The organism is Cellulomonas sp. NEAU-ZC6 (assembly GCF_056844425.1).
Genome location: NZ_JBXFYH010000001.1, coordinates 105,059 through 127,068 on the forward strand (window position 1 = coordinate 105,059; position 22,010 = coordinate 127,068).

The 22,010-nt window shown below is 76.9% G+C and carries 20 protein-coding genes and 1 tRNA gene; 11 read left to right on the forward strand and 10 right to left on the reverse strand.

The window, feature by feature from the left end; all coding sequences use genetic code 11:
• Nucleotides 1-59 precede the first annotated feature (59 nt).
• Together AC1050_RS00465 and AC1050_RS00470 are read right to left on the reverse strand one after the other, a co-directional pair.
• The gene (locus tag AC1050_RS00465; RefSeq protein ID WP_482385423.1) at nucleotides 60-1,100 is read right to left on the reverse strand and encodes a zinc-dependent dehydrogenase; all 1,041 of its coding nucleotides are present in this window, start codon (nucleotides 1,098-1,100) and stop codon (nucleotides 60-62) included.
• A gap of 19 nt (nucleotides 1,101-1,119) precedes the next feature.
• A complete protein-coding gene (locus tag AC1050_RS00470) occupies nucleotides 1,120-1,881 on the reverse strand; it encodes a DeoR/GlpR family DNA-binding transcription regulator (protein WP_482385424.1) in 762 nt (253 codons plus the stop codon).
• Nucleotides 1,882-2,132: 251 nt separating this feature from the next.
• Here AC1050_RS00470 and AC1050_RS00475 point away from each other — a divergent pair, with 251 nt between their 5' ends.
• Both AC1050_RS00475 and AC1050_RS00480 read left to right on the forward strand, forming a co-directional pair.
• Nucleotides 2,133-2,567, forward strand: a complete 435-nt coding sequence (locus AC1050_RS00475) for a transferase (protein WP_482385425.1) — start codon at nucleotides 2,133-2,135, stop codon at nucleotides 2,565-2,567.
• Between the two features lie 85 nt (nucleotides 2,568-2,652).
• Nucleotides 2,653-3,696 (forward strand): App1 family protein, encoded by a 1,044-nt coding sequence (locus AC1050_RS00480; protein WP_482385426.1) that lies wholly within the window; start codon nucleotides 2,653-2,655, stop codon nucleotides 3,694-3,696.
• A gap of 40 nt (nucleotides 3,697-3,736) precedes the next feature.
• Here the strand turns inward: AC1050_RS00480 and AC1050_RS00485 are convergent, their stop codons facing one another.
• The 6 genes from AC1050_RS00485 to AC1050_RS00510 form a co-directional block, all read right to left on the reverse strand.
• Entirely contained in the window at nucleotides 3,737-5,209 is a 1,473-nt protein-coding gene (locus AC1050_RS00485) for a phytoene desaturase family protein (protein WP_482387206.1), read from the reverse strand.
• A gap of 226 nt (nucleotides 5,210-5,435) precedes the next feature.
• Nucleotides 5,436-6,179: an MBL fold metallo-hydrolase gene (locus AC1050_RS00490; protein ID WP_482385427.1), complete on the reverse strand. Its 744-nt coding sequence runs from the start codon at nucleotides 6,177-6,179 to the stop codon at nucleotides 5,436-5,438.
• Entirely contained in the window at nucleotides 6,176-6,439 is a 264-nt protein-coding gene (locus tag AC1050_RS00495; RefSeq protein ID WP_482385428.1) for a CDGSH iron-sulfur domain-containing protein, read from the reverse strand. The genes AC1050_RS00490 and AC1050_RS00495 overlap by 4 nt, the downstream gene beginning before the upstream one ends.
• The gene (locus AC1050_RS00500; RefSeq protein ID WP_482387207.1) at nucleotides 6,436-7,494 is read right to left on the reverse strand and encodes a glycosyltransferase family 2 protein; all 1,059 of its coding nucleotides are present in this window, start codon (nucleotides 7,492-7,494) and stop codon (nucleotides 6,436-6,438) included. The genes AC1050_RS00495 and AC1050_RS00500 overlap by 4 nt, the downstream gene beginning before the upstream one ends.
• Complete coding sequence (locus tag AC1050_RS00505) at nucleotides 7,494-8,549, reverse strand: iron-containing redox enzyme family protein (RefSeq protein ID WP_482385429.1); 1,056 nt, start codon at nucleotides 8,547-8,549, stop codon at nucleotides 7,494-7,496. The genes AC1050_RS00500 and AC1050_RS00505 overlap by 1 nt, the downstream gene beginning before the upstream one ends.
• Before the next feature lie 191 nt (nucleotides 8,550-8,740).
• Complete coding sequence (locus tag AC1050_RS00510) at nucleotides 8,741-9,322, reverse strand: YbaK/EbsC family protein (RefSeq protein WP_482385430.1); 582 nt, start codon at nucleotides 9,320-9,322, stop codon at nucleotides 8,741-8,743.
• A gap of 34 nt (nucleotides 9,323-9,356) precedes the next feature.
• Here AC1050_RS00510 and AC1050_RS00515 point away from each other — a divergent pair, with 34 nt between their 5' ends.
• Nucleotides 9,357-9,836 (forward strand): GNAT family N-acetyltransferase, encoded by a 480-nt coding sequence (locus AC1050_RS00515; protein ID WP_482385431.1) that lies wholly within the window; start codon nucleotides 9,357-9,359, stop codon nucleotides 9,834-9,836.
• On the opposite strand, the gene AC1050_RS00520 is transcribed toward AC1050_RS00515, so the two are convergent.
• Entirely contained in the window at nucleotides 9,824-10,360 is a 537-nt protein-coding gene (locus AC1050_RS00520) for a YbhB/YbcL family Raf kinase inhibitor-like protein (protein ID WP_482385432.1), read from the reverse strand. The two genes, AC1050_RS00515 and AC1050_RS00520, sit on opposite strands and share 13 nt — an antisense overlap.
• Before the next feature lie 265 nt (nucleotides 10,361-10,625).
• On the opposite strand from AC1050_RS00520, the gene AC1050_RS00525 reads away from it, so the two are divergent.
• Genes AC1050_RS00525 through AC1050_RS00540 form a run of 4 tightly spaced genes read left to right on the forward strand, consistent with a single transcriptional unit; the run spans nucleotide 10,626 to nucleotide 17,980 of the window.
• Nucleotides 10,626-11,624: a hypothetical protein gene (locus AC1050_RS00525; RefSeq protein ID WP_482385433.1), complete on the forward strand. Its 999-nt coding sequence runs from the start codon at nucleotides 10,626-10,628 to the stop codon at nucleotides 11,622-11,624.
• Entirely contained in the window at nucleotides 11,621-13,246 is a 1,626-nt protein-coding gene (locus AC1050_RS00530; protein WP_482385434.1) for a DNA polymerase Y family protein, read from the forward strand. The genes AC1050_RS00525 and AC1050_RS00530 overlap by 4 nt, the downstream gene beginning before the upstream one ends.
• Complete coding sequence (locus AC1050_RS00535) at nucleotides 13,239-17,039, forward strand: error-prone DNA polymerase (protein WP_482385435.1); 3,801 nt, start codon at nucleotides 13,239-13,241, stop codon at nucleotides 17,037-17,039. Before AC1050_RS00530 ends, AC1050_RS00535 begins: the two co-directional genes overlap by 8 nt.
• Before the next feature lie 29 nt (nucleotides 17,040-17,068).
• The gene (locus AC1050_RS00540) at nucleotides 17,069-17,980 is read left to right on the forward strand and encodes a dihydrodipicolinate synthase family protein (protein ID WP_482385436.1); all 912 of its coding nucleotides are present in this window, start codon (nucleotides 17,069-17,071) and stop codon (nucleotides 17,978-17,980) included.
• Here AC1050_RS00540 and AC1050_RS00545 read toward each other — a convergent pair.
• Nucleotides 17,977-19,203 (reverse strand): AI-2E family transporter, encoded by a 1,227-nt coding sequence (locus AC1050_RS00545; protein ID WP_482385437.1) that lies wholly within the window; start codon nucleotides 19,201-19,203, stop codon nucleotides 17,977-17,979. The two genes, AC1050_RS00540 and AC1050_RS00545, sit on opposite strands and share 4 nt — an antisense overlap.
• Nucleotides 19,204-19,390: 187 nt before the next feature.
• On the opposite strand from AC1050_RS00545, the gene AC1050_RS00550 reads away from it, so the two are divergent.
• The 4 genes from AC1050_RS00550 (at nucleotide 19,391) to AC1050_RS00565 (ending at nucleotide 21,993) form a co-directional block, all read left to right on the forward strand.
• Nucleotides 19,391-19,473 (forward strand) — tRNA-Leu (locus AC1050_RS00550).
• Nucleotides 19,474-19,583: 110 nt separating this feature from the next.
• On the forward strand, nucleotides 19,584-19,958 hold the full coding sequence (locus AC1050_RS00555; RefSeq protein ID WP_482385438.1) for a hypothetical protein: 375 nt from the start codon (nucleotides 19,584-19,586) through the stop codon (nucleotides 19,956-19,958).
• A gap of 133 nt (nucleotides 19,959-20,091) precedes the next feature.
• Nucleotides 20,092-20,478, forward strand: a complete 387-nt coding sequence (locus tag AC1050_RS00560) for a VOC family protein (RefSeq protein WP_482385439.1) — start codon at nucleotides 20,092-20,094, stop codon at nucleotides 20,476-20,478.
• Between the two features lie 291 nt (nucleotides 20,479-20,769).
• A complete protein-coding gene (locus AC1050_RS00565) occupies nucleotides 20,770-21,993 on the forward strand; it encodes a GNAT family N-acetyltransferase (protein ID WP_482385440.1) in 1,224 nt (407 codons plus the stop codon).
• Nucleotides 21,994-22,010: the final 17 nt, after the last annotated feature.

Sequence of the window (22,010 nt, forward strand, 5' to 3'; positions counted from 1 at the left end):
CGGCAGGGAGTGGATCGACATTGACCTGCTCCTTCGTGGAACGGGTGACGGGGGGACCGTCACGGCTCGATGGTGACCTTGATGCCCGCACCGGAGCGGACGACGTCGATGCCCTCGGCGACCTGCTCCAGCGGCAGCCGGTGGGTGATGAGGTCGGCGACGGGCACCGACCCGTCGGCGATGTGCGCGAGCGCCTGCCGGTTGTGCTCCGGGCTCGACCCGTTGGCCCCGAACACCGCCAGCTCGCGGTAGTGCACGAGGTTGGAGTCGAACGTGATGGTGGGCCGGTCCTTCGGCAGGCCGCCGAACAGGCTGAGCCGCCCCTGCGGGGCGAGCATCTGCAGCGCCTGCTCCTGCGCGGCGCCCGACGCGGCCGCGGTGATGACCACCGACGGCCCGCGACCGTCCGTGGCCTCCTTGACGGCGGCGACCGGGTCGACCTCGGCCGCGCAGATCGCGACGTCCGGCCGCACGACCGCGGCGGCCAGGTCCAGGCGCTCGCGGCTGAGCTCGACCAGGACGACCTTCTCGGCGCCGCGCGCCCGGGCCAGCCGGACGTGCAGGCAGCCGATGGGTCCGGAGCCGACGACGACGACCGTGTCGCCCTTGCGCACGTCGACGATCTCCTGGGCGTTGATCGCGCAGGCGAACGGCTCCGCGACGGACGCCTCGGCGTAGGACACGCCGTCGGGGATCCGGTTGAGGCCGTCGACCGCCAGCACCGCCGGCGGCACGATCAGGTACGGAGCGAATCCGCCGTCGAAGTCGTAGCCCATCGACACCTGGTTCGGGCAGATGGTCATCGCCCCGGAGCGGCAGAGCTCGCACTCCCCGCACGGGATCGCGGCGATCACCTGGACCCGGTCGCCCGGGGCCCAGCCCTCGACGCCGGCGCCGACCTCGACGACCTCGCCGGCGATCTCGTGCCCCATGACGCGCGGGGGGACGATGCGCTGGTGCCCGGAGGACGCGATCTTCACGTCCGTCCCGCACATCGAGCACGCGCGCACCCGGATCTTGACCTCCCCGTCGCCGGCGGAGGGCTCGGGTGCCTCCTCGAGGCGGACGTCGCCGGGGGCGTAGAAGCGGAAGACCTTCATCTCTCTCCTTCAGCGGTTCTCAGGCCCGCACGACGCGCGGGCCTGCTGCCTCGACCTCGTCCGCGAGCTCCGGGGCGACGCCGCTGTCGGTGACGACGGCGTCGACCCGGCTGAGCGGCGCCACCACGGCGAGCTCGGTGCGGCCGAACTTCGAGTGGTCGGTGAGCACGACGGTCCGGGCCGCGGCGGCGACGAGCGCCCGCTTGACCGCGGCCTCGGCCAGGTCGGGCGTGGACAGCCCGTCCTCGACGGTGAGCCCGTTGGTGCCCAGGAACGCCACGTCGACCCGGATGTCGGCGAGCGCCTGCTCGGCCCAGGTGCCGACGGCGGCGAGGGTGCGGCGGCGGACGGTGCCGCCGATCAGGTGCAGCGTGACCAGGGGGAGCGCGGCCAGCGCGGTGGCGACCGGCAGCGCGTGCGTGACCACCACCATCTCGCGGTCCGCCGGCAGCAGCTCGGCGAGGCGCACCGTGGTGGAGCCGGCGTCGATGAGCACCGAGCCGCCGTCGGGCAGCTCGTCCAGCGCGGCCTTGGCGATGCGGTCCTTCTCCGCGGCCAGCTCGTGCTCGCGCTGCGCCAGGGCCGGCTCGTAGCCGATCCGCTCGACCGGCACGGCGCCGCCGTGCACCCGCCGCAGCAGGCCCATCCGCTCCAGGGCGGTGAGGTCGCGGCGGACGGTCTCGGGCGTCACGTCGAGCTCGGCGGCCAGCTGCTGCACCTCGACGCGGCCCGCGGCGCGCGCGGTCGTCAGGATCAGCGTGTGGCGCTCGGGCGGGTACATGACGACGGCGTCCTGGTTCTCGAACTCCTGCGGTCACCCGGACCGCGCCGGGCCTCGCTGCCCGGCAGGGACCACTGTGGCGTGCGTCACCCGCGCAAGTCAACAGAATCGGGGGAACCCGGACCGAACCAGACACGGTTCCGGGGAGAAACGGAGGAGGACGGGATCGCCCGGTCGCCGATCGCCCAGGTCGCGCGCAGACTCGTGATCCCAGGAACATGTCGGGATTGCCGGACGTTGGAAGGAGCAGGATGAAGAAGCGATACGAAGACCTCGAGCAGGAGGACGGCTCCGTCGTCCGCTACCAGCGCCACGGGAACGGCGGCGGTCTGGTGGCCAAGGGAGCCGTCGTCGACGACACCGCCTACGTCGCGGACTCGGCGTGGGTGGACCCCGGTGCGCGCGTGGAGGCACGCGCCCGCATCGGGCAGCACTGCTGGGTGGAGCCCGGCGCACGCGTGGAGGTGGCCGCCACGGTCGGCTCGCACGTGCACCTCGCCCGCGGTGCGAGCGTAGGCGCCGGCGCGACCGTCGGCGTGCGCGCCGAGGTCGGGGCGGACGCCCGCCTCGAGCCCCGCGCCGTGGTGGAGCCGGAGACGCGCGTCGAGCCCGGCGCGGTCGTGCCCGGCCAGGGCCGGCGCACCACCCGGGACGGCCGCCGGCTGGACCGGCGGGTCGCGGCCTGACCGCTCGCTGACCCCGCGGGCGGTCGCTGCGGTCGCTGCGGGCGCTGCCCGTGCGGGACGGCCGGGTCCTGCCGATACTGGCTGGATGCCGACGTTCGCCGAGATCGCCGCCCGCTCCGAGGACCGCGTCAACCGCGCGGTCGCCCGCCTGCTCGCCCGCCGCGGCTACACGCCGCGCGTGGTCGCCTACCCGTCGTACGGCACGGTCGACGGCGTCCGGGTCCGGGCCCGGGTGCTGCTCACCGCCCCCGACGCGCCGACCCCGGGCAGCGTCGCGCGTCGCGGCTGGCGCAACCTGTTCTCCGCGGAGCTGCCCGACGCCGACGTCCGCGTGCGCACCGCGCCCGGCACCGAGGGCGTCGAGCTCGGCACCGGCCGCACGGACCGCAGCGGCTACGTCGACCTGCCGGTGGACGTGGCGCTGCCGCCGGGCTGGCAGACGCTGTACCTGTCGGTCGACGGCGACGCGGACGTCCCAGCGCCCGTGCAGGTGGTCGACCCCGCCGCGACCCACGGCATCGTCAGCGACATCGACGACACCGTGCTGGTGACGATGGTGCCGCGGCCGCACCTGGCGGCCTGGAACTTCCTGGTCCGGTCCGAGGCCCGGCGCAAGCCCGTGCCCGGCATGCCGGAGCTCTACGGCCGGCTCACGGCCGCGCACCCGGACGCCCCCGTGTTCTACCTGTCCACCGGCGCCTGGAACACCGCCAGCGCGCTGGCCCGGTTCCTGCACCGCGTCGGCCTGCCGCAGGGCTCGCTGCTGCTCACGGACCTCGGCCCCACGGGCACCGCGCTGTTCCGGTCCGGCCGGGACCACAAGGCCGCGACGCTGCGCCGCCTGGCCGAGGAGCTGCCGCACCTGCGCTGGATCCTGGTCGGTGACAACGGCCAGCACGACCCGCAGGTCTACGAGACGTTCGCCGCCGAGCACCCCGGGCGCGTCGCGGCGATCGCCGTGCGCGAGCTGTCCGTGAGCGAGCAGGTGGCGCAGAACGGTCTGCCCGGTCCGACGCCCGCCACCCGGCGCGCCGTCGACGACCTGGACCGGTCCGCCGTCATCACCGTGCACGCGCCCGACGGCCGGGCGCTGGCGGAGCAGCTGGAGGACGCGGGCGTCCTGGGCTGAGCCCGGGTTCGCAGGCGGCGAGGTCGCAGGCGGCGAGGTCTCAGGCGGCAGGCTCTCCGGCGGCGCCGACGGCGTCCGCCCGGCCGAACACCTGCCGCAGCGCGCGCCGGGCGGCGTACCAGCCGGACAGCCCGTGCACGCCGGGTCCGGGCGGCGCCGACGCGGAGCACAGGTACACCCCGGGGGCGCCGCTGGCGAACGGGTCGAGCCGCGGTGCCGGCCGGGTGGCGATGTGCCACAGCGAGATCGCCCCGCCGGAGATGTCGCCGCCGACCAGGTTCGCGTCGTGGTCCGCCAGCCGGCCCGCGGGGATGCCGTGCGACGCCACGACGGTGTCCCGGAAGCCGGGCGCGAACCGCTCGATCTGCCGCACGACCGTCTCGGTGGGGTCGACGGTGGAGCCGGCGGGCACGTGCGCGTACGCCCACACCGGGCGGAGCCCGCCGGCGGCCCGGCCGGGGTCCAGCGCGGCCGGGTCGGACAGCAGCGTCAGCGGGTGCTCGGCGTGCTTCCCGCGCGCGACCGTGCGCTCGGCGTCGACCACCTGGTCGCGGTTGCCGCCCAGGTGCACGGTGCCGGCGCGGTGCACGTCCGGGTGCGCCCAGGGGATCGGCCCGTCGACGACCAGGTCGACCTTGGCCGCCGCGTTGCCGTACCGGAAGCCCGCGTAGGCGCGGACCAGGTGCGGCGGCATGGCGTCGCCGAACACCTGCGCGACGGTGCGCGGGGCCGTGTCGAACAGGTAGGCCCGCGCCGGCGGCAGGTCGGCGCGGCGCTCGACCGGGTGCCCCGTGACGACCCGGCCGCCCAGCCGCACCAGGTCCGCGTGGAGGGCGTCGACGATCGCCTGCGACCCGCCCCGCACCACCGGCCAGCCGTGCTCGGCGTGCGCGAGGGTGGTCAGCAGCACGGCGGTGCCCGCCGCGGCGAGCGACGGCAGCGGGGTGATCGCGTGCCCCGCCACGCCGGTCAGCAGCGCGGCGGCCTCCTCCGTGCGCAGCGCGGACGGCACGACGGGGGACCCGTTGCGGAGCACCCCGAGCGCGAGCCGCGCCGCGGTGAGCGCCGAGGACGGCCGCGTCCCCGGCGGCACGCTGCGCTGGTCCCCGAGCACCAGCCCGACGACGGTGCGCCAGTCCGCCGCCAGCGGGCCGAACAGGCGCCGCCACGCGTCGCCGTCGGTGCCCAGGCCGGCCGCCGTGCGCTCCAGGTCCCGGTACGCCACGGCCGCGCGCCCGCCGTCCAGCGGCTGGGCGAACGAGGCCTCCGGCGTGAGCAGGTCGAGGCGCTCGTGCAGCCGCAGCGCGCGGAAGAACGGCGACGCCCAGGCCATCGGGTGCACCGCCGAGCAGATGTCGTGCCGGATGCCCGGTGCCAGGCCCAGGTCCAGGGTCCGCGACCCGCCGCCCACGGTGTCCTGGGCCTCCAGGACCACGACCTCCAGCCCGGCGCGGGCGAGGGTGACCGCGGCGGCGAGGCCGTTGGGCCCGGCGCCGACGACCACGGCGTCCACCTCGCGGCCGCCGGAGCCGTCGGAGCCACCTGCGCGACCGGCGGCCCGTCCGGGCCGGCGGACCGGTCCGGTGCCGGGGAGCCCGGCGCTGTGCCGGGCGGCGGCGCGCTGATCGGGGCGGGGACGGTCGGCGGGTCGCGAGGTCACGTCCTCGACCGTAGGCGCGATGCCTCGCGTCCGCACGGGTGCCGCGGCCCGACGTGCCCCGGCACCGGGGCCGACGTGGTCAGGCGGCACCGGCCGCCCGGGCCAGGCGCACCGCCTCGGCCGCGCCGCCGGTCCACGGCTCCCCGTGCCCGGGCAGGACGACCGGCGCCCCGGTGGCGGCGAGCGCGTCGAGCGACGCCAGGTTGAGCGCGCTGTCGGCGGTGGCCGCCCCGGCGACGATCCGCGGGCCGGTGCGGGCGGTGTAGGGGTCGAGCGTCACCAGGGCGTCGCCCGACAGCAGGACGCCGCGGTCGGGCAGGTGCAGCGCGACGTGGCCCTCGGTGTGGCCCGGGCACGCGATGACGTCCGGCCGGCCGGGCACCGTGAGCCGCGTTCCCGGCTCCAGCGGGCGCGCGACCTTGACGCCGCGGACGCGGGCGGCCCCCGCGGTGACCATCGCCCCGAGGATCAGCGCGGCGCGCGGGTGCCGCACCGGGTAGATCGCCCGCGGGTTCTCGTGCGCGTACCGGTACGGGTGCGCGGCCAGGTGCGCGTCGGCGCGGTGCACCCACACGTCCACGTCGAGCTCGCGGGCGGCACGGCGCGCGAAGCCGACGTGGTCGAAGTGCGCGTGCGTGAGCACGACGGCCCGGACGTCCGCCGGCGTCCGGTCGACCGCCGCCAGCGCGCGGGGCAGCATGCCCCACATCCGGGGCAGGCCGGCGTCCACGACGGTCGCGCCGCGCTCGTCGGCGATCACGTAGCAGTTGACGTACGCGTGCGCCAGGCGCGCCACCCCGGGCGCGAGGACCGAGATCCTCATGACCGGCTCCGGTGCGCCTGCGGAGCCGGGACCGGCTCGGGCGGCCGCGGCACCTCGTCGTCGGTGCGGAAGCCGATCGCCTTGTGCGAGCCGTCGCAGAACGGCTTGATCGCCGACGCGCCGCACCGGCACAGGGCCACGGTGGCCCGGCGGCGCGGGACCTCCCGGCCGCGGGCGTCGCGGATCTCGACGTCGCCGCGGACCAGGATCGGGCCGTCCGGGTAGGGGGTCAGGACGACGGGGTTCGGGTCGGTGCTCATGGTGCCTCCGGGGCGGCGTGCTGGGCGTGGGCGGCGTGGACGGCGTGGACCTCGTGGGCCGCGTGGGCCGCGTGGGCCGCGTGGTGGTCGGTGCGGACGGCGGTGCGGGCGCGGAGCGCCCGCACCGGGGTGGCGGCGCGCACGAGGCGGGCGCCGCCGTAGGGCACGCCCCCGGTCGCGCGCAGGACCAGCGCCAGCCAGGCGCAGACGCCGCGCTCCAGCAGCCAGGCGGGCGCCAGCAGAGTCGCGGTGGCGGGCAGGTGCCGGGAACCGCCGGCGCGGCGCCGGCCGCGCTCGGCGAGCGCGCACGCCGCGAGGGCGACCAGCAGCAGGGCACCCGCCCCGCGGCGGGCCGCGGCGGCGACCAGCGGCAGCACGGCGAGCTCGGCGGCGAGCCGGCCGGGCTGCGCGAGGTCGTCGTAGGCCTGACGGGGCCGCTGGCGCAGGAAGTGCTGCACCGACGGCGGGCGGCGGACGACGTAGACGTCGTCGGCGCGCAGCTCCCGGCCGCCGCGCGCCCGCACGGTGCGCAGCAGCTCGAGGTTCTCGAACAGCACGTCGCCGTCGTAGCCCTCGGGCCCCAGCGCGGACCGCCGCAGGGCCAGGGTGCCGGGGTAGTCCGAGCCGACGGCGCGGTTGACCAACGTGCGGGCGGTGTCCCAGCGGGCGTGCCACGGCAGCGGGTCGAAGACGTTCTGCGGCCGGACCACGTCAGCACCCGCCAGCGCGTCCAGCACGGCGCGCAGCGCCGCCAGGTCGTACCGCACGTCGTCGTCCGCCAGCACCACGCGGTCCGCGGTGGCCAGCCGCAGGCCGGTGCGCACCCCGGCCACCTTGCCGTTGCGGCAGGTGCGCACGAGGTCGGGGTCCGGGCGCACGTGCCGCACCGCCGGCGGGAGCGCGCGCCCGTGCGCCGCGAACACCTCGGGCCCGGAGCCGTCCACGACCGTCACCGGCAGCCACGTGACCAGCCGCTCCAGGTAGGCGGTCAGCTCCGGCAGGCCGTGGTCGTCCGCCCACCGCAGGGGGAGGACGTACTCCGCGTCCGGGAGCATCACGCCGGGCTCCCCACCGCCAGCGGCCGGCGCAGCGAGGACTCGCCGGCCGACCAGCGCCCGATCTGGTGCGCACCGACGCGGCCGTCGACCGCGAGGCAGGCGGCGGCGCCGAACAGCACGTCGTCGCGCAGGTGCGGCTGCTGCTCGACCAGCGCGCCCGCCATGTCCCGGCCGGCGATCTGCTCGTGCACGGCGTCGGCCTCGACGTGCTCGTCGAAGTACCAGGTCACGTCGGCGTCGTACCCGTGCCGCCGGAAGCCGTTGCCGTACAGCCGGTTCGGCTGCGAGGAGGTCATCTCGAACGCCGCGAGGTGGCCGACCACGCAGCCCCGCAGCCGCCGGTGCAGGCCGAACAGCAGCATCATGTTGACCGACGACAGGGTGATCGCCGGCACGTCGTCGACGTACCGGCCGTAGGTGTCGTCCAGGCCGAGCCCGCGCATGGTCCGGGCGAACAGGGCGGAGTGCATCCGCTCCGGGCGGCCGCCGCCGTACTCGTCGGCCTGGATCTCGACCAGGGCGGCCTTCGGGGCGCCGAGCAGCCGCGGGATGGCCCAGGTGTGCGGGTCGGCCTCCTTGAGCTGGTAGACGGAGCGGTGCACCAGCAGCTCGTGCAGCTGCTCGTCCGTGGCCTTCTTCGCGACGTACGCGGACAGGCTCGGACCGCTGTCCCTGCTGGTCAGGTCGAACAGCGCGCGCGCCACCGCCGGGGCGACGCCCTCGCGCGCCGCGTCCTCCTCGAGGGTCGCCACGAGGTCCTCGGGGACGGTGACGTCGGCGCGCAGCTGCGCCTCGAACCGCTCCTCCAGCACCGCCCGGGTGCGCAGCAGCGTGCTGTCCCACTCGAGGCGGTCGTCGACGCCGTCGAGGCCCTGGTGGTGCAGCTCGTACAGCGCGGTCAGCGCGACCTGCACGTCGTCGTCGGTCAGCAGGTCGTCCGTCGCGGCGGCCGCGCGGGCGGCCTCGTCCGGCAGCGCCGGGTCGACGGTGCCCGCGGTCATGCCGGTGAGCAGGAGCTCGCTCAGCGGGCCGCGGGGGGTGGGTGCGCGCATCGGTGACCTTCCCTGCGCCGCGGGTCGCGCGGCGGTCCGGGCCCCGGGTGCTCGAGGCCGCCGGGAGCCGCGGCCTCGGTGGACCGGCGGTGCTCCCTCGCAGGTCAGGCTAGACGCGGTGCCTCGCGCCCGCGCGGCGAGCGGACGGCTCGCACGACGTCCGGGCCGCTCGGCTGCGACGCTGCGGCACGTCAGCCGAGCGCGAGCCCCTCGACCACCTCGACGCCGGGCGCGGCGGCCAGGAGGGCGCCGGGCAGGGCGAGCTTCGACCGGCGCAGGCCCGACCCGATGATCACGGTCCCGCCGGCCTCGGGGTCCGCCGTCGCGACGCCCGCGTCGAGCAGGACCCGGTAGCCGGACGGCAGGCCGAGCGGGGTGATGCCGCCGTACTCCATGCCCGACTCCTCGACCGCGCGCTCCACCGGCAGGAACGACGCCTTGCGCACGTCGAGCAGCTTCTTCACGGCGGTGTTCACGTCCGCGCGCGTCGTCGCCCGCACCACGGCGGCGGCGACCCGCTCCTCGCCCGCGCGCCGGCCGGAGACCAGCACGCAGTTCGCGGACACCGCCAGCGGCAGGTCGTACGCCCCGGTCATCGCGGCGGTGTCCGCCAGCCCCGGGTCGATCTCGGCCACCCGGACGGCGTCGGCGACCTCGGGCACGACGGCCGCCCAGCCGGACAGCGTCGCCGCGGTGCCCTCGGCCAGCAGGTCGAGGCGGTCGACGGCGCGCAGCCAGGTCAGGGTCCCCAGGGTCAGCGGTGTCACGGCCATGGGCCGCAGGCTACCCACCGGGCAGGATGTCCGCGTGACCGACGCGACCCCGCCCGCCGACCCGTTCGTCGACGACCCGTACGTGCTGGTGCCGGCCGCCCCGCCGCTCGACGCGTACCTGCGGCTGCGGGCCGGCTCCGGTCTCGCCCCGAAGACGCCGGAGCAGGGTGCCGGCGCGCTGACGGGCAGCTGGTCCTGGTGCCACGTGCGCACCGCGCGGGGCGAGGTCGTGGCGATGGGCCGGGTGGTGGGCGACGGCGGCTGGTACTTCCTCGTCGCCGACATGGCGACCGACCCCGGGCACCAGCGCCGCGGGCTCGGGCGGCGCGTGCTGACGCGGCTGCTGGACGAGATCCGCTCCCGGGCGCCGCAGGGTGCCTACGTCACGCTCGTCGCGGACCCGCCGGGGCGGCGGCTGTACGAGTCGCTCGGGTTCCGGGACGTCGCGCCCGGGGCGACGGGCATGGTGCTGGACCTGGCCGCCGACCCCGGGCAGCCGCCTCAGCGGGCGTAGGTCGGGGCCAGGACGCCGCGGCCGACCGTGCGGAACAGCGCGGTGAACGCGACGGCCGTCGGCGTCGCCTCGGCCGGGACGTCGAGGTGCTCCACGTCCAGCGCGTGCACGGCGAACACGTACCGGTGCGGCCGGTCCCCGGGAGGCGGGGCGGCGCCGGTGTAGCCGGTGGTCCCGCCGTCGTTGCGGACCTGGAACGCGCCGGGCGGCAGCAGGCCGCCGTCGGGGGCGCCCGCGCCGCGGGGCAGCGACGTGGTGCCCGCCGGGACGTCCACGACCGTCCAGTGCCAGAACCCGGCCGGGGTCGGGGCGTCGGGGTCGAAGCAGCTCACGACGAACGAGCGCGTGCCCTCGGGGAAGCCCGACCAGGTGAGCGCGGGGGACAGGTCGTCGCCGTCTGCGGCGAACGTCACGTCCATCGGCTCGCCGTGCGCGACGTCGACGCTCGTGACGTCGAAGTCCGCGACGGACGGCAGCAGCGCGTAGGGCTCCGGGGCGACGGGGCGGGTCAGCGAGACGGTCATGGTCCTCCTCGAGGTGGGGCGCCTGCGCGCTCGGATCGGGTGTGCCGACGCGGCCATCATGCCCCCGGCGCACGGGGCCCGCAGGGCGTCCGGCGGGTCGCCCGGGACGCGCCGGACGCCGTCCGGCGGGACCGGGTGAACCCGGATTGACGAGTGCCGGGATGTCGGCGTCTACTGGCACAATCGAACACGTGTTCGAACGAAGTCGGCCGGTCGGGTCGGGTGGACGCCGGCCGGCGGCCGCGGTGCGAGAGGGGTGGGGGCGGTGAGCGACGAGGACCGGATCGCCCGTGCCCGGGCCGCCCTGGCGCACGCCGAGCTCCGCACCGGTGCGCGCAGTCTCGCACGCCCCGCCGACGGTGCCGGACGTGCCGGGCGTGACCAGCCGGTCGTGCCGGGCGCGACGGCGCTCGCCGTCGCGCCGGCCCGCTCGTCGGCGGCGGGAGCCGGTGCCGCTGCCGTCACTGCCGTCGTGGTGCCCGCGGTCCCCGAGCGGTCGGGTCCGGTCGCGGTCCCCGACCTGCCCGGCAGCCCCGAGCAGGTCGGGCACGTCGGGCACGTCGGGCACCCCGGGTACCACGCGGCGCCGGCCCCGGCGCGGTCCCGCGGCCCGCTGCTGCTCACCGACCGGCCGCCGCTCGCGGTGCCGGCGGCCCTGACGCCGCTGCTGCCCGACGGGCTGCGCCGCGGCAGCACCACGGCGGTGCTCGGCTCCACCTCCCTGGTGCTCGCGATGATCGCCGCCGCCTGCACCGCGCGGGAGGCGTGGGCCGCCGTCGTGGGGCAGCCCAGCCTCGGGCTGCTCGCCGCCGCGCAGACCGGCGTCGCGCTGGACCGGCTCGCCGTGGTGCCCCGGCCCGGCGTGGACGCCCCCACCGTGGTCGCCGCGCTGCTGGACGGCATCGACGTCGTGGTGGTCGGCCCCGGCACGCACCTGGCCGACTCCGACCGGCGCCGGCTGATGGCGCGCGCCCGCGACCGCGGCTCCGTGCTGCTGTCCACCGCCCCGTGGGCCGGTGCGGGCACCGTGCTGACCGTCGAGGGCGGCCGCTGGACCGGGGTCGGCGAGGGCGACGGCCGGCTCCGCGCGCACGAGCTGCACATCACCCGCACCGGCCGCGGCAGCGCCGGCCGGGCGCAGGACCTGCGCGTCGTGCTGCCGCTCGAGGTCGGGACCGACCCGTACGGCATCCCGGGGGCCGAGCGGCCCGCGGCAGCGACCCCGGCCGAGGCGCCGGCGGCCGGCCTCAGGCTGGTCGGATGAGCACCCGCACCACCGTCGTCTGGGTGCCGGACTGGCCGGTCGTCGCCGCCGTGCGCGCCGCCGAGGTGCCGCCGCACCTGCCCGCCGCCGTCCAGTCCGGCGCGCGGCTCACCGCGGTGTCCGCGCTGGCCCGCGCGCAGGGCGTGCGCCGCGGGATGCGCCGCCGCCAGGCGCAGGGCGTGTGCCCCGAGCTGGTGCTGCTGCCCACCGACGACGACCGCGACGCCCGGCTGTTCGAGCCCGTGGCCGCGGCCACCGAGACCGTGGTCCCCGGCGTCGAGGTCGCCCGCCCCGGCCTGCTGCTGCTGCCCGCCGGCGGCGCGGCGCGGTTCCACGGCACGGAGGAGGCGCTGGCCGAGAAGCTCGTCTCGGCGGTCGCGGAGCGCACCGGCCACGAGTGCCAGGTCGGCACGGCCGACGGGCTGCTCGCCGCGGTGCTCGCGGCGCGGACGGACGACGTCGTGCCGCCCGGCGGCTCGCGCGCGTTCCTCGCGCCCCGCCCCGTCGACGACGTCGCGCCGGCCGCCGTGACCGACGACGCCGTGCGCGCCGTCGCCGACCTCGTCGACCTGCTGCGCCGCCTCGGCCTGCGCACCCTCGGGGACCTCGCCGCCCTCGACGCCGGGGACGTGCACGCCCGGTTCGGCACCTGGGGGAGCTGGGCGTGGACGCTCGTGCGCGGCGAGGACCTGCGCCCGCCCGTCCGCCGCCGTCCCGAGACCGACCTGGAGGTCAGCACCGAGCTCGACCCGCCCGCGCAGCGCGTCGACGTCGCGACCTTCGCCGGCCGCCGCCTCGCGGAGGAGCTGCACGCACTGCTCACCGACCACTCCGTGGCCTGCGCGCGGCTGCGCATCACCGCCCGGACCGACGAGGGCACCGAGCTCACCCGCGCCTGGCGCACCGACATGGGCGGGCTGGGCGGCCTGTCCGCGGCGCGGATCACCGACCGCATCCGCTGGCAGCTGGAGGGCTGGCTGACCGCGGCCGCGGCGCAGCAGGGCGCCGGCACCGACCCGGACGAGCAGGCCGAGCCCGTCGGCCTGATCACGCTCGGCATCACCGCCGAGGACGTCGCGCCCGCCGGCGCCGAGCAGGGCCGGCTCTGGGGCGGCCCCTCCGGCGGCGACCTGCGCGCGCACCGGGCGCTCGACCGCGTGCAGGGGCTGCTCGGCGGCGATGGCGTGCTCACCGCGGCGCTGCAGGGCGGCCGGGACGTCCGGGACCAGGTGCACCTGCAGCCCTGGGGTGCGCAGGCCGCGGCGCCGCGGCCGCTGGACCGGCCCTGGCCCGGGCACCTGCCCGCGCCCGCCCCCGCCACCGTGCCCGCGCAGCCGGCCCCGGTCGAGGTGCTCGACGACGACGGCCGGCCCGTCCGGTTCGACGACCGGCTCACCATGAGCGGCGTGCCCGCGCGGGTGCGCACCCCGCCGACCGACCGCCGCCCCGCGGTGGACCACGACGTCGCGGGCTGGGCGGGTCCGTGGCCGCTGGCCGGGCGCTGGTGGTCGCCCGACGACGCCCGGCTGCGCGTGCACCTGCAGGTCACGCTCGGCGACGGCCGGGCGCTCCTGCTCGCCTGCCGTCCCGACGGCTGGACCTGCGAGGCCGTCTATGACTGACACCCCCCGCTACGCGGAGCTGCACGCGCACTCGGCGTTCAGCTTCCTGGACGGCGCCAGCCAGCCCGAGGAGCTCGCCGCCGAGGCGTACCGGCTCGGCCTCACCGCGCTCGGCCTCACCGACCACGACGGCCTGTACGGCGTCGTCCGGTTCTCCGAGGCCGCGCGCGAGGTCGGCCTGCCCACCGTGTTCGGCGCCGAGCTGCACCTGCCCGTGCCCGGGGTCGGCGGCCCCGACGTGCTCGACCTGCCCACCGGCGTGCCCGACCCGCGCGCCGTGCACCTGCCGGTCATCGCCCGCGGCCCCGACGGATACCGCGCGCTGTCCCGCACCATCGCCGAGGCGCACCTGGCCACCGGCACCAAGGGCGCCGCCGAGTACCGGCTGGAGCAGCTCGCCGAGCAGGCGGCCGCCCGGTGGCTGGTGCTGACCGGCTGCCGCAAGGGCCCCGTGCGGCGGGCGCTCACCGACGGCGGCCGGCACCCCGGCGTCACCGCGGGCGGGGTCGACCGGGCCCGCACCGAGCTGGACCGGCTCGTCGCCCTGTTCGGCCGGGACAACGTCGCGGTCGAGGTCACGCAGACCGGCAGCCCGTTCGACTCCGAGACCGCCGACGCCCTCGCGGTGCTGGCCGAGGGCGCGGGCCTGCCGCTGGTCGCCACCGGCAACGTGCACTACGCCACCCCGCGGGACGCCGACCTGGCGATGGCGCTGGCCGCCGTGCGCGCCCGGTCCTCGATGGAGGACCTGGACGGCTGGCTGCCCGGCGCCCCGACCGCCCACCTGGCCTCGGCCGCCGAGATGCTGCACCGGCACCGCCGGCACCCGTACGCCGTCGCCAACGCCGCGGCGCTCGGCGCGGAGTCGGCGTTCGACCTGCACCTGGTCGCCCCGCAGCTGCCGCCCTACCCGGTGCCGGACGGGCACACCGAGGCCACCTGGCTGCGCGAGCTCGTCCGCCGCGGGGCGCTCGAGTGCTACGGCCCGCCCGAGGCCGAGCGCGTGCCCGGCGCCTACGCCCAGCTCGAGCACGAGCTGCGCGTCATCGAGCAGCTCGGGTTCCCCGGCTACTTCCTGGTCGTCTACGACCTGGTCGACTTCTGCCACCGCAACGGCATCCTGGCCCAGGGCCGCGGCTCGGCCGCCAACTCCGCCGTCTGCTACGCCCTCAAGGTCACCGCCGTCGACGCCGTGAAGCACGGCCTGCTGTTCGAGCGGTTCCTCGCCCCCGAGCGCGACGGGCCGCCGGACATCGACGTCGACATCGAGTCCGGCCGCCGCGAGGAGGTCATCCAGTACGTCTACGCCACGCACGGCCGCACGCACGCGGCGCAGGTCGCGAACGTCATCACCTACCGCGCCCGGTCCGCCGTCCGCGACGCCGCCCGGTCGCTCGGCTACGACGTCGGGCAGCAGGACGCGTGGAGCAAGTCCATCGAGCGGTGGGGGACCCTGCGCGGCCCGCAGCCGACGAAGCCGTGGTGGTCGGGGGAGAGCCGCGGCGCGGCGTCCCCCGCGATCACGGCGACGCCGCCGACCCAGCACGTCGGCGACCGGCCCACGTCCACCCGGCCCGGTCCGCCGGCGTCCGCGCCGACGTCCGCGCCGACCCGGACCGGACCGCCCGCCGCGGCGCCGCCGGGATCGCCCGCGACCCGCGAGGACCGTCGCGCCGCGCAGTACGCCGCGGCGCAGCGCGACCCCGAGGGCGTCGTCTGGGGCTGGAACCACGAGGCCCCCGGTGCCGCCCCTGCCGGTGGCGGGCCCGCGCCGCGCCGGCCCGCCGGGCACGACGACACCGACGGCCGCGCCGGCGAGCCCACCGCCGACCGGCACGACGTCGTCCCCGCGCACCGCCCGCCGCCCGCGAGCGACCTGGAGGAGATCCCCGACCAGGTCATCGACCTGGCCGACCGGTTCCTGCGGCTGCCCCGGCACCTAGGCATCCACTCCGGCGGCATGGTCATGTGCGACCGCCCGGTCATCGAGGTGTGCCCCGTCGAGTGGGCCCGCATGGAGGGCCGCACCGTCCTGCAGTGGGACAAGGACGACTGCGCCGACGCCGGCCTGGTGAAGTTCGACCTGCTGGGCCTCGGCATGCTCACGGCGCTGCGGCTCGCGTTCGACCAGGTCGAGCAGCACGGCGGCCCGCACCTGGAGCTGCACGGCCTGCCGGACGAGGACCCGCTGGTCTACGACCTGCTGTGCGCCGCCGACACCGTCGGGGTGTTCCAGGTGGAGTCGCGCGCGCAGATGGGCACCCTGCCGCGACTGCAGCCGCGGAACTTCTACGCGATCGTCGTCGAGGTCGCCCTGATCCGCCCCGGGCCCATCCAGGGCGGGTCGGTGCACCCGTACATCGAGCGGTACCAGGGGCGGCAGGCCATCACCTACCCGCACCCCATGCTCGAGAAGTCCCTTGCCCGCACCCTCGGCGTGCCGCTGTTCCAGGAGCAGCTCATGCAGATGGCCATCGACGTCGCGGACTTCACGCCCGCCGAGGCCGACCAGCTCCGGCGTGCCATGGGCTCCAAGCGCAGCATCGAGAAGATGGAGGCCCTGCGCGCCCGGCTGATGGCCGGCATGACCCGCAACGGCATCCCCGAGGCGGTCCGCGAGGAGGTCTACGACAAGCTCAAGGCGTTCGCCGACTTCGGGTTCCCCGAGTCGCACGCCTACTCGTTCGCGTTCCTGGTCTACGCCAGCTCGTGGCTGAAGGTGCACCACCCCGCCGCGTTCTACGCCGGCCTGCTCGCCGCGCAGCCGATGGGCTTCTACTCGCCGCAGTCGCTCATCGCCGACGCCCGGCGGCACGGCATCGAGGTGCTGCGGCCCGACGTGCAGCGTTCCGGGGTGCAGGCGCTGGTCGAGCGCGTCGCGCCCGAGCCGCCGGGGGGCGAGCCGCCGCTGACCCCCCGCCCGTCCGGCACGGCCCCGGTGCCGCCCCTGCGCCGGGGTGCCGGTGCAGGTGCGCACGCCGCGGCGCGCAACGGCGGTGCGGCGCGCTGGGCGGACGACGGTGCCCACGACCCCGCCGGCGGACCGGGCACGACGGGCACGGGCGCGCCCGCCGACGAGCCCGCCCGGTCGCTCGCCGTCCGGGTCGGGCTCGCGTCCGTGCGGAGCGTGGGGGAGAAGGTCGCCGAGCGCGTCGTCGCCGAGCGGGACGCCCACGGCCCGTTCGCCGACCTGCGCGACCTCGTGCGCCGGGTCGAGCTCAGCACCGCCCAGCTCGAGGCCCTCGCCACCGGCGGGGCGCTCGAGTCGCTCGGCGTCACCCGGCGCGAGGCGCTCTGGGCGGCCGGCGCGCTCGCGCAGGAGGGGCCGGACACGCTGCCCGGCGTCTCCGTCGGCGTCCAGGCGCCGACCCTGCCCGGGATGAGCCCGGTCGAGCTCGCCGTCGCCGACGTCTGGGCCACCGGCGTCACGGTCGACTCCTACCCGACCCAGTACGTCCGCGACGGGCTCGACGCGTCCGGCGTGCTGCGGGTCGAGCAGGCCTTCCGGCACGAGGCCGGGCGCCGCGTCGCGGTGGCGGGCGTCGTCACCCACCGGCAGCGGCCCGGCACCGCGGGCGGCGTCACCTTCCTGTCGCTGGAGGACGAGACGGGCCTGCTCAACATCGTGTGCAGCACCGGCCTGTGGGCCCGGTTCCGGAAGGTCGCGCGCACCTCCCGCGCCCTGGTGGTGCGCGGCCGCCTGGAGCGCGCGGACGGCGCGACCAACCTGGTCGCGGAGCACCTGACCCCGCTCTCGCTCGGCATCGCCACGACGTCGCGGGACTTCCAGTGAGCGACGCACCGGCTGCCTACACTGCGACGATGCCCCTCTTCGGACCGCTGGTCGCCTACCTGCCCACCCCGCGCGGCTCCCAGGGGGAGGTCGACACCGACCCGCTCGAGCGCCTGGTCGACGACGCCGTGACGGCCGGCGCCTCCGGGGTCGCGGTGCTCGGCAGCACCGGCGGGTACCCCTACGTGACCGCGGGCGAGCGGCGCCTGGTGGTCGAGGCGGCGGTCGCCGCCGCGGACGGCCGGGTGCCCGTGCTCGCGGGCGTCGGGGCGTTCACCACGGACGAGGTCGTCGTGCACACGATCGTCGCCGAGCGCGCCGGCGTCGCCGCCGTGCTGCTGCCCACGCTCGCGTACCTGCCGCTCACGGACGACGAGGTGCTCGGCCTGGTCGAGGACGTCGCCGACGCCGCCCAGGTGCCCGTGTGGATCTACCACAACCCCGTGAGCACCAGCTACCGGTTCGAGGTCGACGTCCTGGCCCGCGCGGCGCGGGTGCCGGGCGTCGGCGGGGTCAAGGACCGGGGGAGCGACGCCGAGGAGCTGCGCGCCCGGGTGCGCACGCTCGGTGCGGCGCTGCCGGAGCACGTGGAGCTCGGGTGCAGCGGCGACGTGCTCGGCGTCGAGGGGCTGCTCGCCGGGGCCCGCACCTGGCACTCCGGCCTCGCGAGCGTGCTGCCCGCCTGGTACGTCGCCGTGGCGGGCGCCGCCGCGGCCGGTCGCGCCGAGGACGCCCGCGCGCTGATGGCGCGGCTGCGCCCGGTGGCCGAGCTGGTCGCGCGCCTCGGCGGGCCGCGGGCGGTGCACGCCCTGGCCGGCATCCGGGGCGTCGACCTGGGCGAGCTGCCTGCACCCCTGCGCCCCGTCGGCCAGGACGGGACGCGGGCCCTGCAGGCCGCCGTGGCGGAGCTCGGCGAGCCCCCGGCCGCGGCCGCCCGCTAGCCGGGCTGCGCCTCGTCGTCGTCGTCGGCCGGGCCCACCTCGGCAGCGGCCTCCTCCGGCTCCATCGGCGGGTCCGTCTGGTGGAACCGGGAGTAGATCGCCCACACCACCGACACGAGCGGCACGGCGATCACGGCGCCGAGGATCCCCGCCGTCAGGGTGCCGCCGGCGACCGCCAGGCCCACCACCACGGGGTGCAGCGACACCTGCTTGCCCATGACGAGGGGCTGCAGCACGTGCCCCTCGAACTGCCCGATCAGCGCGATCCCCAGGCCGACGACGGCCGCCTGGATCGGCCCGTTGGCGGCGAGGGCGACGATCATCGCGATCACCATGGCCGCCGGCGCGCCGATCAGGGGGATGAACGCGCCGATCAGCACCAGCACGGCCAGGGGTGCGGCGAGCGGCACCCCGATGAGCGACAGCAGGACGAACGCCAGGAACCCGTCGGTCACGGCGATGATGACGATGCCCCGGGTGTAGCCGGAGAAGGTGTACCAGCCGGCGCCGCCCGCCGTCTTCCAACCGTCCCGCGCCCCGCTGGGCAGCTGGTTGACGAACCAGGTCCACATCTCCTGGCCGCGCGCCAGGAAGAACACGGCGCAGAAGACCGCCAGCGCCAGCGCCGTGAACACCTCGACCACGGACCCGGCCGACTCCGCCGCCTGGCCCGCGAGGTCGCCGGCGTGCTCCTGGAGCCACTGGCGCCCGGTGTCGATCCACTCGGTGATCTGCTCGTTGGTGATCGACACCGGCAGCGGGCCGTGCTCCAGGAACTCGATGATCTGGTCGATGCCGTCACCGAACTGCCGCGACAGCGCCTGCCACTGGTTGGCCACCGAGTACCCGACGTAGAACACCATGCCCGCCAGCACCAGGAACCCCGTCAGCAGGCCGAGCGCCGTGGCGAGCGGTCGCGGCATCACCCGCGAGTAGAAGTCGACCACCGGGCGCAGCACCGCGGTGAACACGAACGCGATGAACACCGCGACGAACAGCAGCTGCACCTGCGCTGTGGCGAAGAACACCAGCGCCACGCCGGCGAGCAGCACCAGCAGCCGCCAGGTGACCCCCGCCGACGTCCGCAGCCACCGCGGCACCCCGTCGTCCGGCCCGGTCCCCGCCGGGGCCCGGCGCTGCCCGGCGACCCGTCGTGGAGCGGATCCGCTGGGCACGCTGGGCCTGCCGGTGCCGTACCGGTCGCTGCCGCCCTGCTCCGCCATCGTGCGTCCCACCTCCGCCGCTCGCGTCCGTGGTCCCGCGGCGACGTCCGTCCGCCGCGGCCACCGCCAGTGTGCTCTCACCTGCGGATGCGTGCTCGGCCGCCACACCGTGCTAAGTTCTCTTCCGCACCTGACGGGTCGTCGGGGCGCAGGAATGCGCTCGGGACCGCCGGTCGGGAGTCACCTTGTCCGGGTGGCGGAATGGCAGACGCGCTAGCTTGAGGTGCTAGTGCCCTAACGGGCGTGGGGGTTCAAGTCCCCCTCCGGACACTCGTTGAGACAGCGACGACGAAGGCCTCGGTCCCCGCCAGGACCGGGGCCTTCGTCGTTCCCGCGCGTCGCCGCGGACGGCCGCGCGCCGGTGCCGCTACGGTCCGGGGATGCTCACGAGGTCACGGATCAGGTGGACGGTTCCGCTGCTGGTGCTCGTCGTGGGCGCCGTCGGCGGCTGCGACGGGGGCGACGGCGGTTCGGGTGCGTCGAGCGGTGCGCCGGCGAGCAGCCCGACCGCGGCGACCGGCACGCAGCCGACGGCGTCTGTGTCTCAGGACGCGTCAGCCGACCCGGCCCCCGGGACGCCGTGCGAGCCCGGCTCGCACCGCGACTGCTCGGCCGCGACCGGGACCGAGGGCGACCCCTTCCGCATCATCGCGGGGTACGCGGACTGCGTCGCGTCCTTCGGGGCGGACGAGGCCGACGGTCTGTGCACGGACCTCGACGGCGACGACCACGCCGGTTACGCCGACGCGGGCTGACGCCGGCTGACGCGGGCTGACCCCCGGCCCGGCGCGCTCGCCCACCGGGTCTGGACCCGAGCGTGCGGAGCGGCCAGCATGGCCGTGGACGGGCTCGGAGCCCGCCCGCACGACCTCGACGAGGAGGACGGACATGCTCCAGGGGATGGCGACGTCGAACTTCCAGGCCGCGGATCTCGACGCGGCGCGCGCCTGGTACGAGGAGGTCTTCGGGATCGAGCCGTACTTCGTCCGCGACGGCTACGTCGAGTGGCGGATCGGCCGCGACGGGGACGAGTTCGGCATCGTCGACGCGCGGTACGTCCCCGGCGCGCTGGACCGCACCCCGGGCGGCCAGTACACGTACTGGGCGGTCGACGACGTCGACGCCACCGTGGCCGCCCTGGTCGAGCGCGGCGCCCGCGTGCACGAGCCGCCGACGGCGCGCAGCGAGGGCTGGCGCACGGCGGCGGGCGTCGACCCGTTCGGCAACGTGCTCGGCGTGATGACCAACCCGCACTGGGCCGGCACCGAGGCCTGAGCGGCGCACCCGGACGCGGCGGCGTCGTGCACACCGCCGATCGGGGGTCAGCAGAAGGAGGGAACTCCGGGGGTCCGGCTGCGCCGTCCGGGTGCGCGAGGTCGCTGCGCAGCTCACGTGCGTGACGTCCTGACCTGCGCAGACACCGGTCCGCGGCGCCGGTCAGGCCGTCGTGCCCGTCCGGGTGGTCGGGTTCGGCTTCACCCAGCAATCGCCCCAAAACGGGTCAATCCGGACACTACGCTCGCGGCGACCGATGCCCCACACGGCAACGCAGCCCCGGAGGACACCGTGCACACCCGGCTCATCGCCCTGCGTGACGTCACCACCCGCGACGCGCTGGCGTGGCAGGACCTCGCCGAGAAGGCGACGGAGCCGAACGTCTACCTCGACCCGCGGTTCCTCGTCCCGGCACGCGACCGCGGGGACGAGGCGGCGGACCTGCGTCTGGTCGTCGTGACGGAGGGGGAGGAGTGGCTCGCCCTGCTGGCGGTCACCACGAAGCCGGTCGCGTCGCGGGTGCCCGTCCGGGCCGTGACCACCGGCGGCACGTTCATGACGACGCACGCGGACCGGCACCACCCGCTGGTGCGGACGGGCCGGGAGGTGGAGGCGCTGGACGCCCTCCTGCACGGCCTGCGCGGCGTCGGGCTGCCCGGGCTGGTGCAGCTGCAGCACTTCCCGGCCGACGGTCCGCTGGCGGACGCGCTCGCCGAGGTCGTGCGGCGGGGGTCGATGCTGGTGCACGAGCGCTGCCGCGCCGACGCCGCGTTCGCGACCCGCTCCGGCACCCGGGTCCCGCGCGCGCCGCAGCCGGCGGACGGCCGCGTGGTCGACCCGCCGCTCGCCTCGGCGCACCTGGGCGGCGGCCGGGCCAAGGACTTCCGCCGGCGCGTCCGCGCGCTCGCGCGTGCGGCGGGAGGCCCGCTGGAGCTGCACGACGTCAGCGGCCACCCGGGTGCCCGCGACGAGTTCGTCGGCCTGCAGGCGTCGGGGTGGAAGGGCGACGCGGAGCAGGGCGGCGCGGCGCTCGCCCTGGACCCGCTCGCCCTCCGCTGGTTCCGGGAGGTGGAGGGCGCGTTCCGTGCCGACGGGGACGCGCTCTGGCTGCGGCTCGCGGCCGGTGGGCGGACGCTCTGGATGGGCTGCACCCTGCGGTCCGGGGGGACGTACTTCGGGTTCCTCGACAGCTACGCCGAGGAGTTCGGCCGGTACAGCCCCGGTGCGATCGGGCGGATGGCGGAGACGGCCCACGTGTTCGCGGCCACGGACGCGGACTGCATCGACCCGGCGTTCGACACCCGCTACGCCACCGGGACGCAGCTGTACCCCGACCGGCGCACCTACGCCGACCTGCTGGTCTCGACCCGCGGCGTCGTCGCGCGCGCCACGGTGCGGGCCGCGCCCGTCGCCCAGCGCCTCGGGTTCGGCGCACGCAGCATGGTCGCCCCGCTCGTGCCCGGGTGCGCCGAGGGGCTCGACCAGCTCGCGGTCCTCGGGTACGCCGTCGCCTGAGCGTCGGCGGACACCTC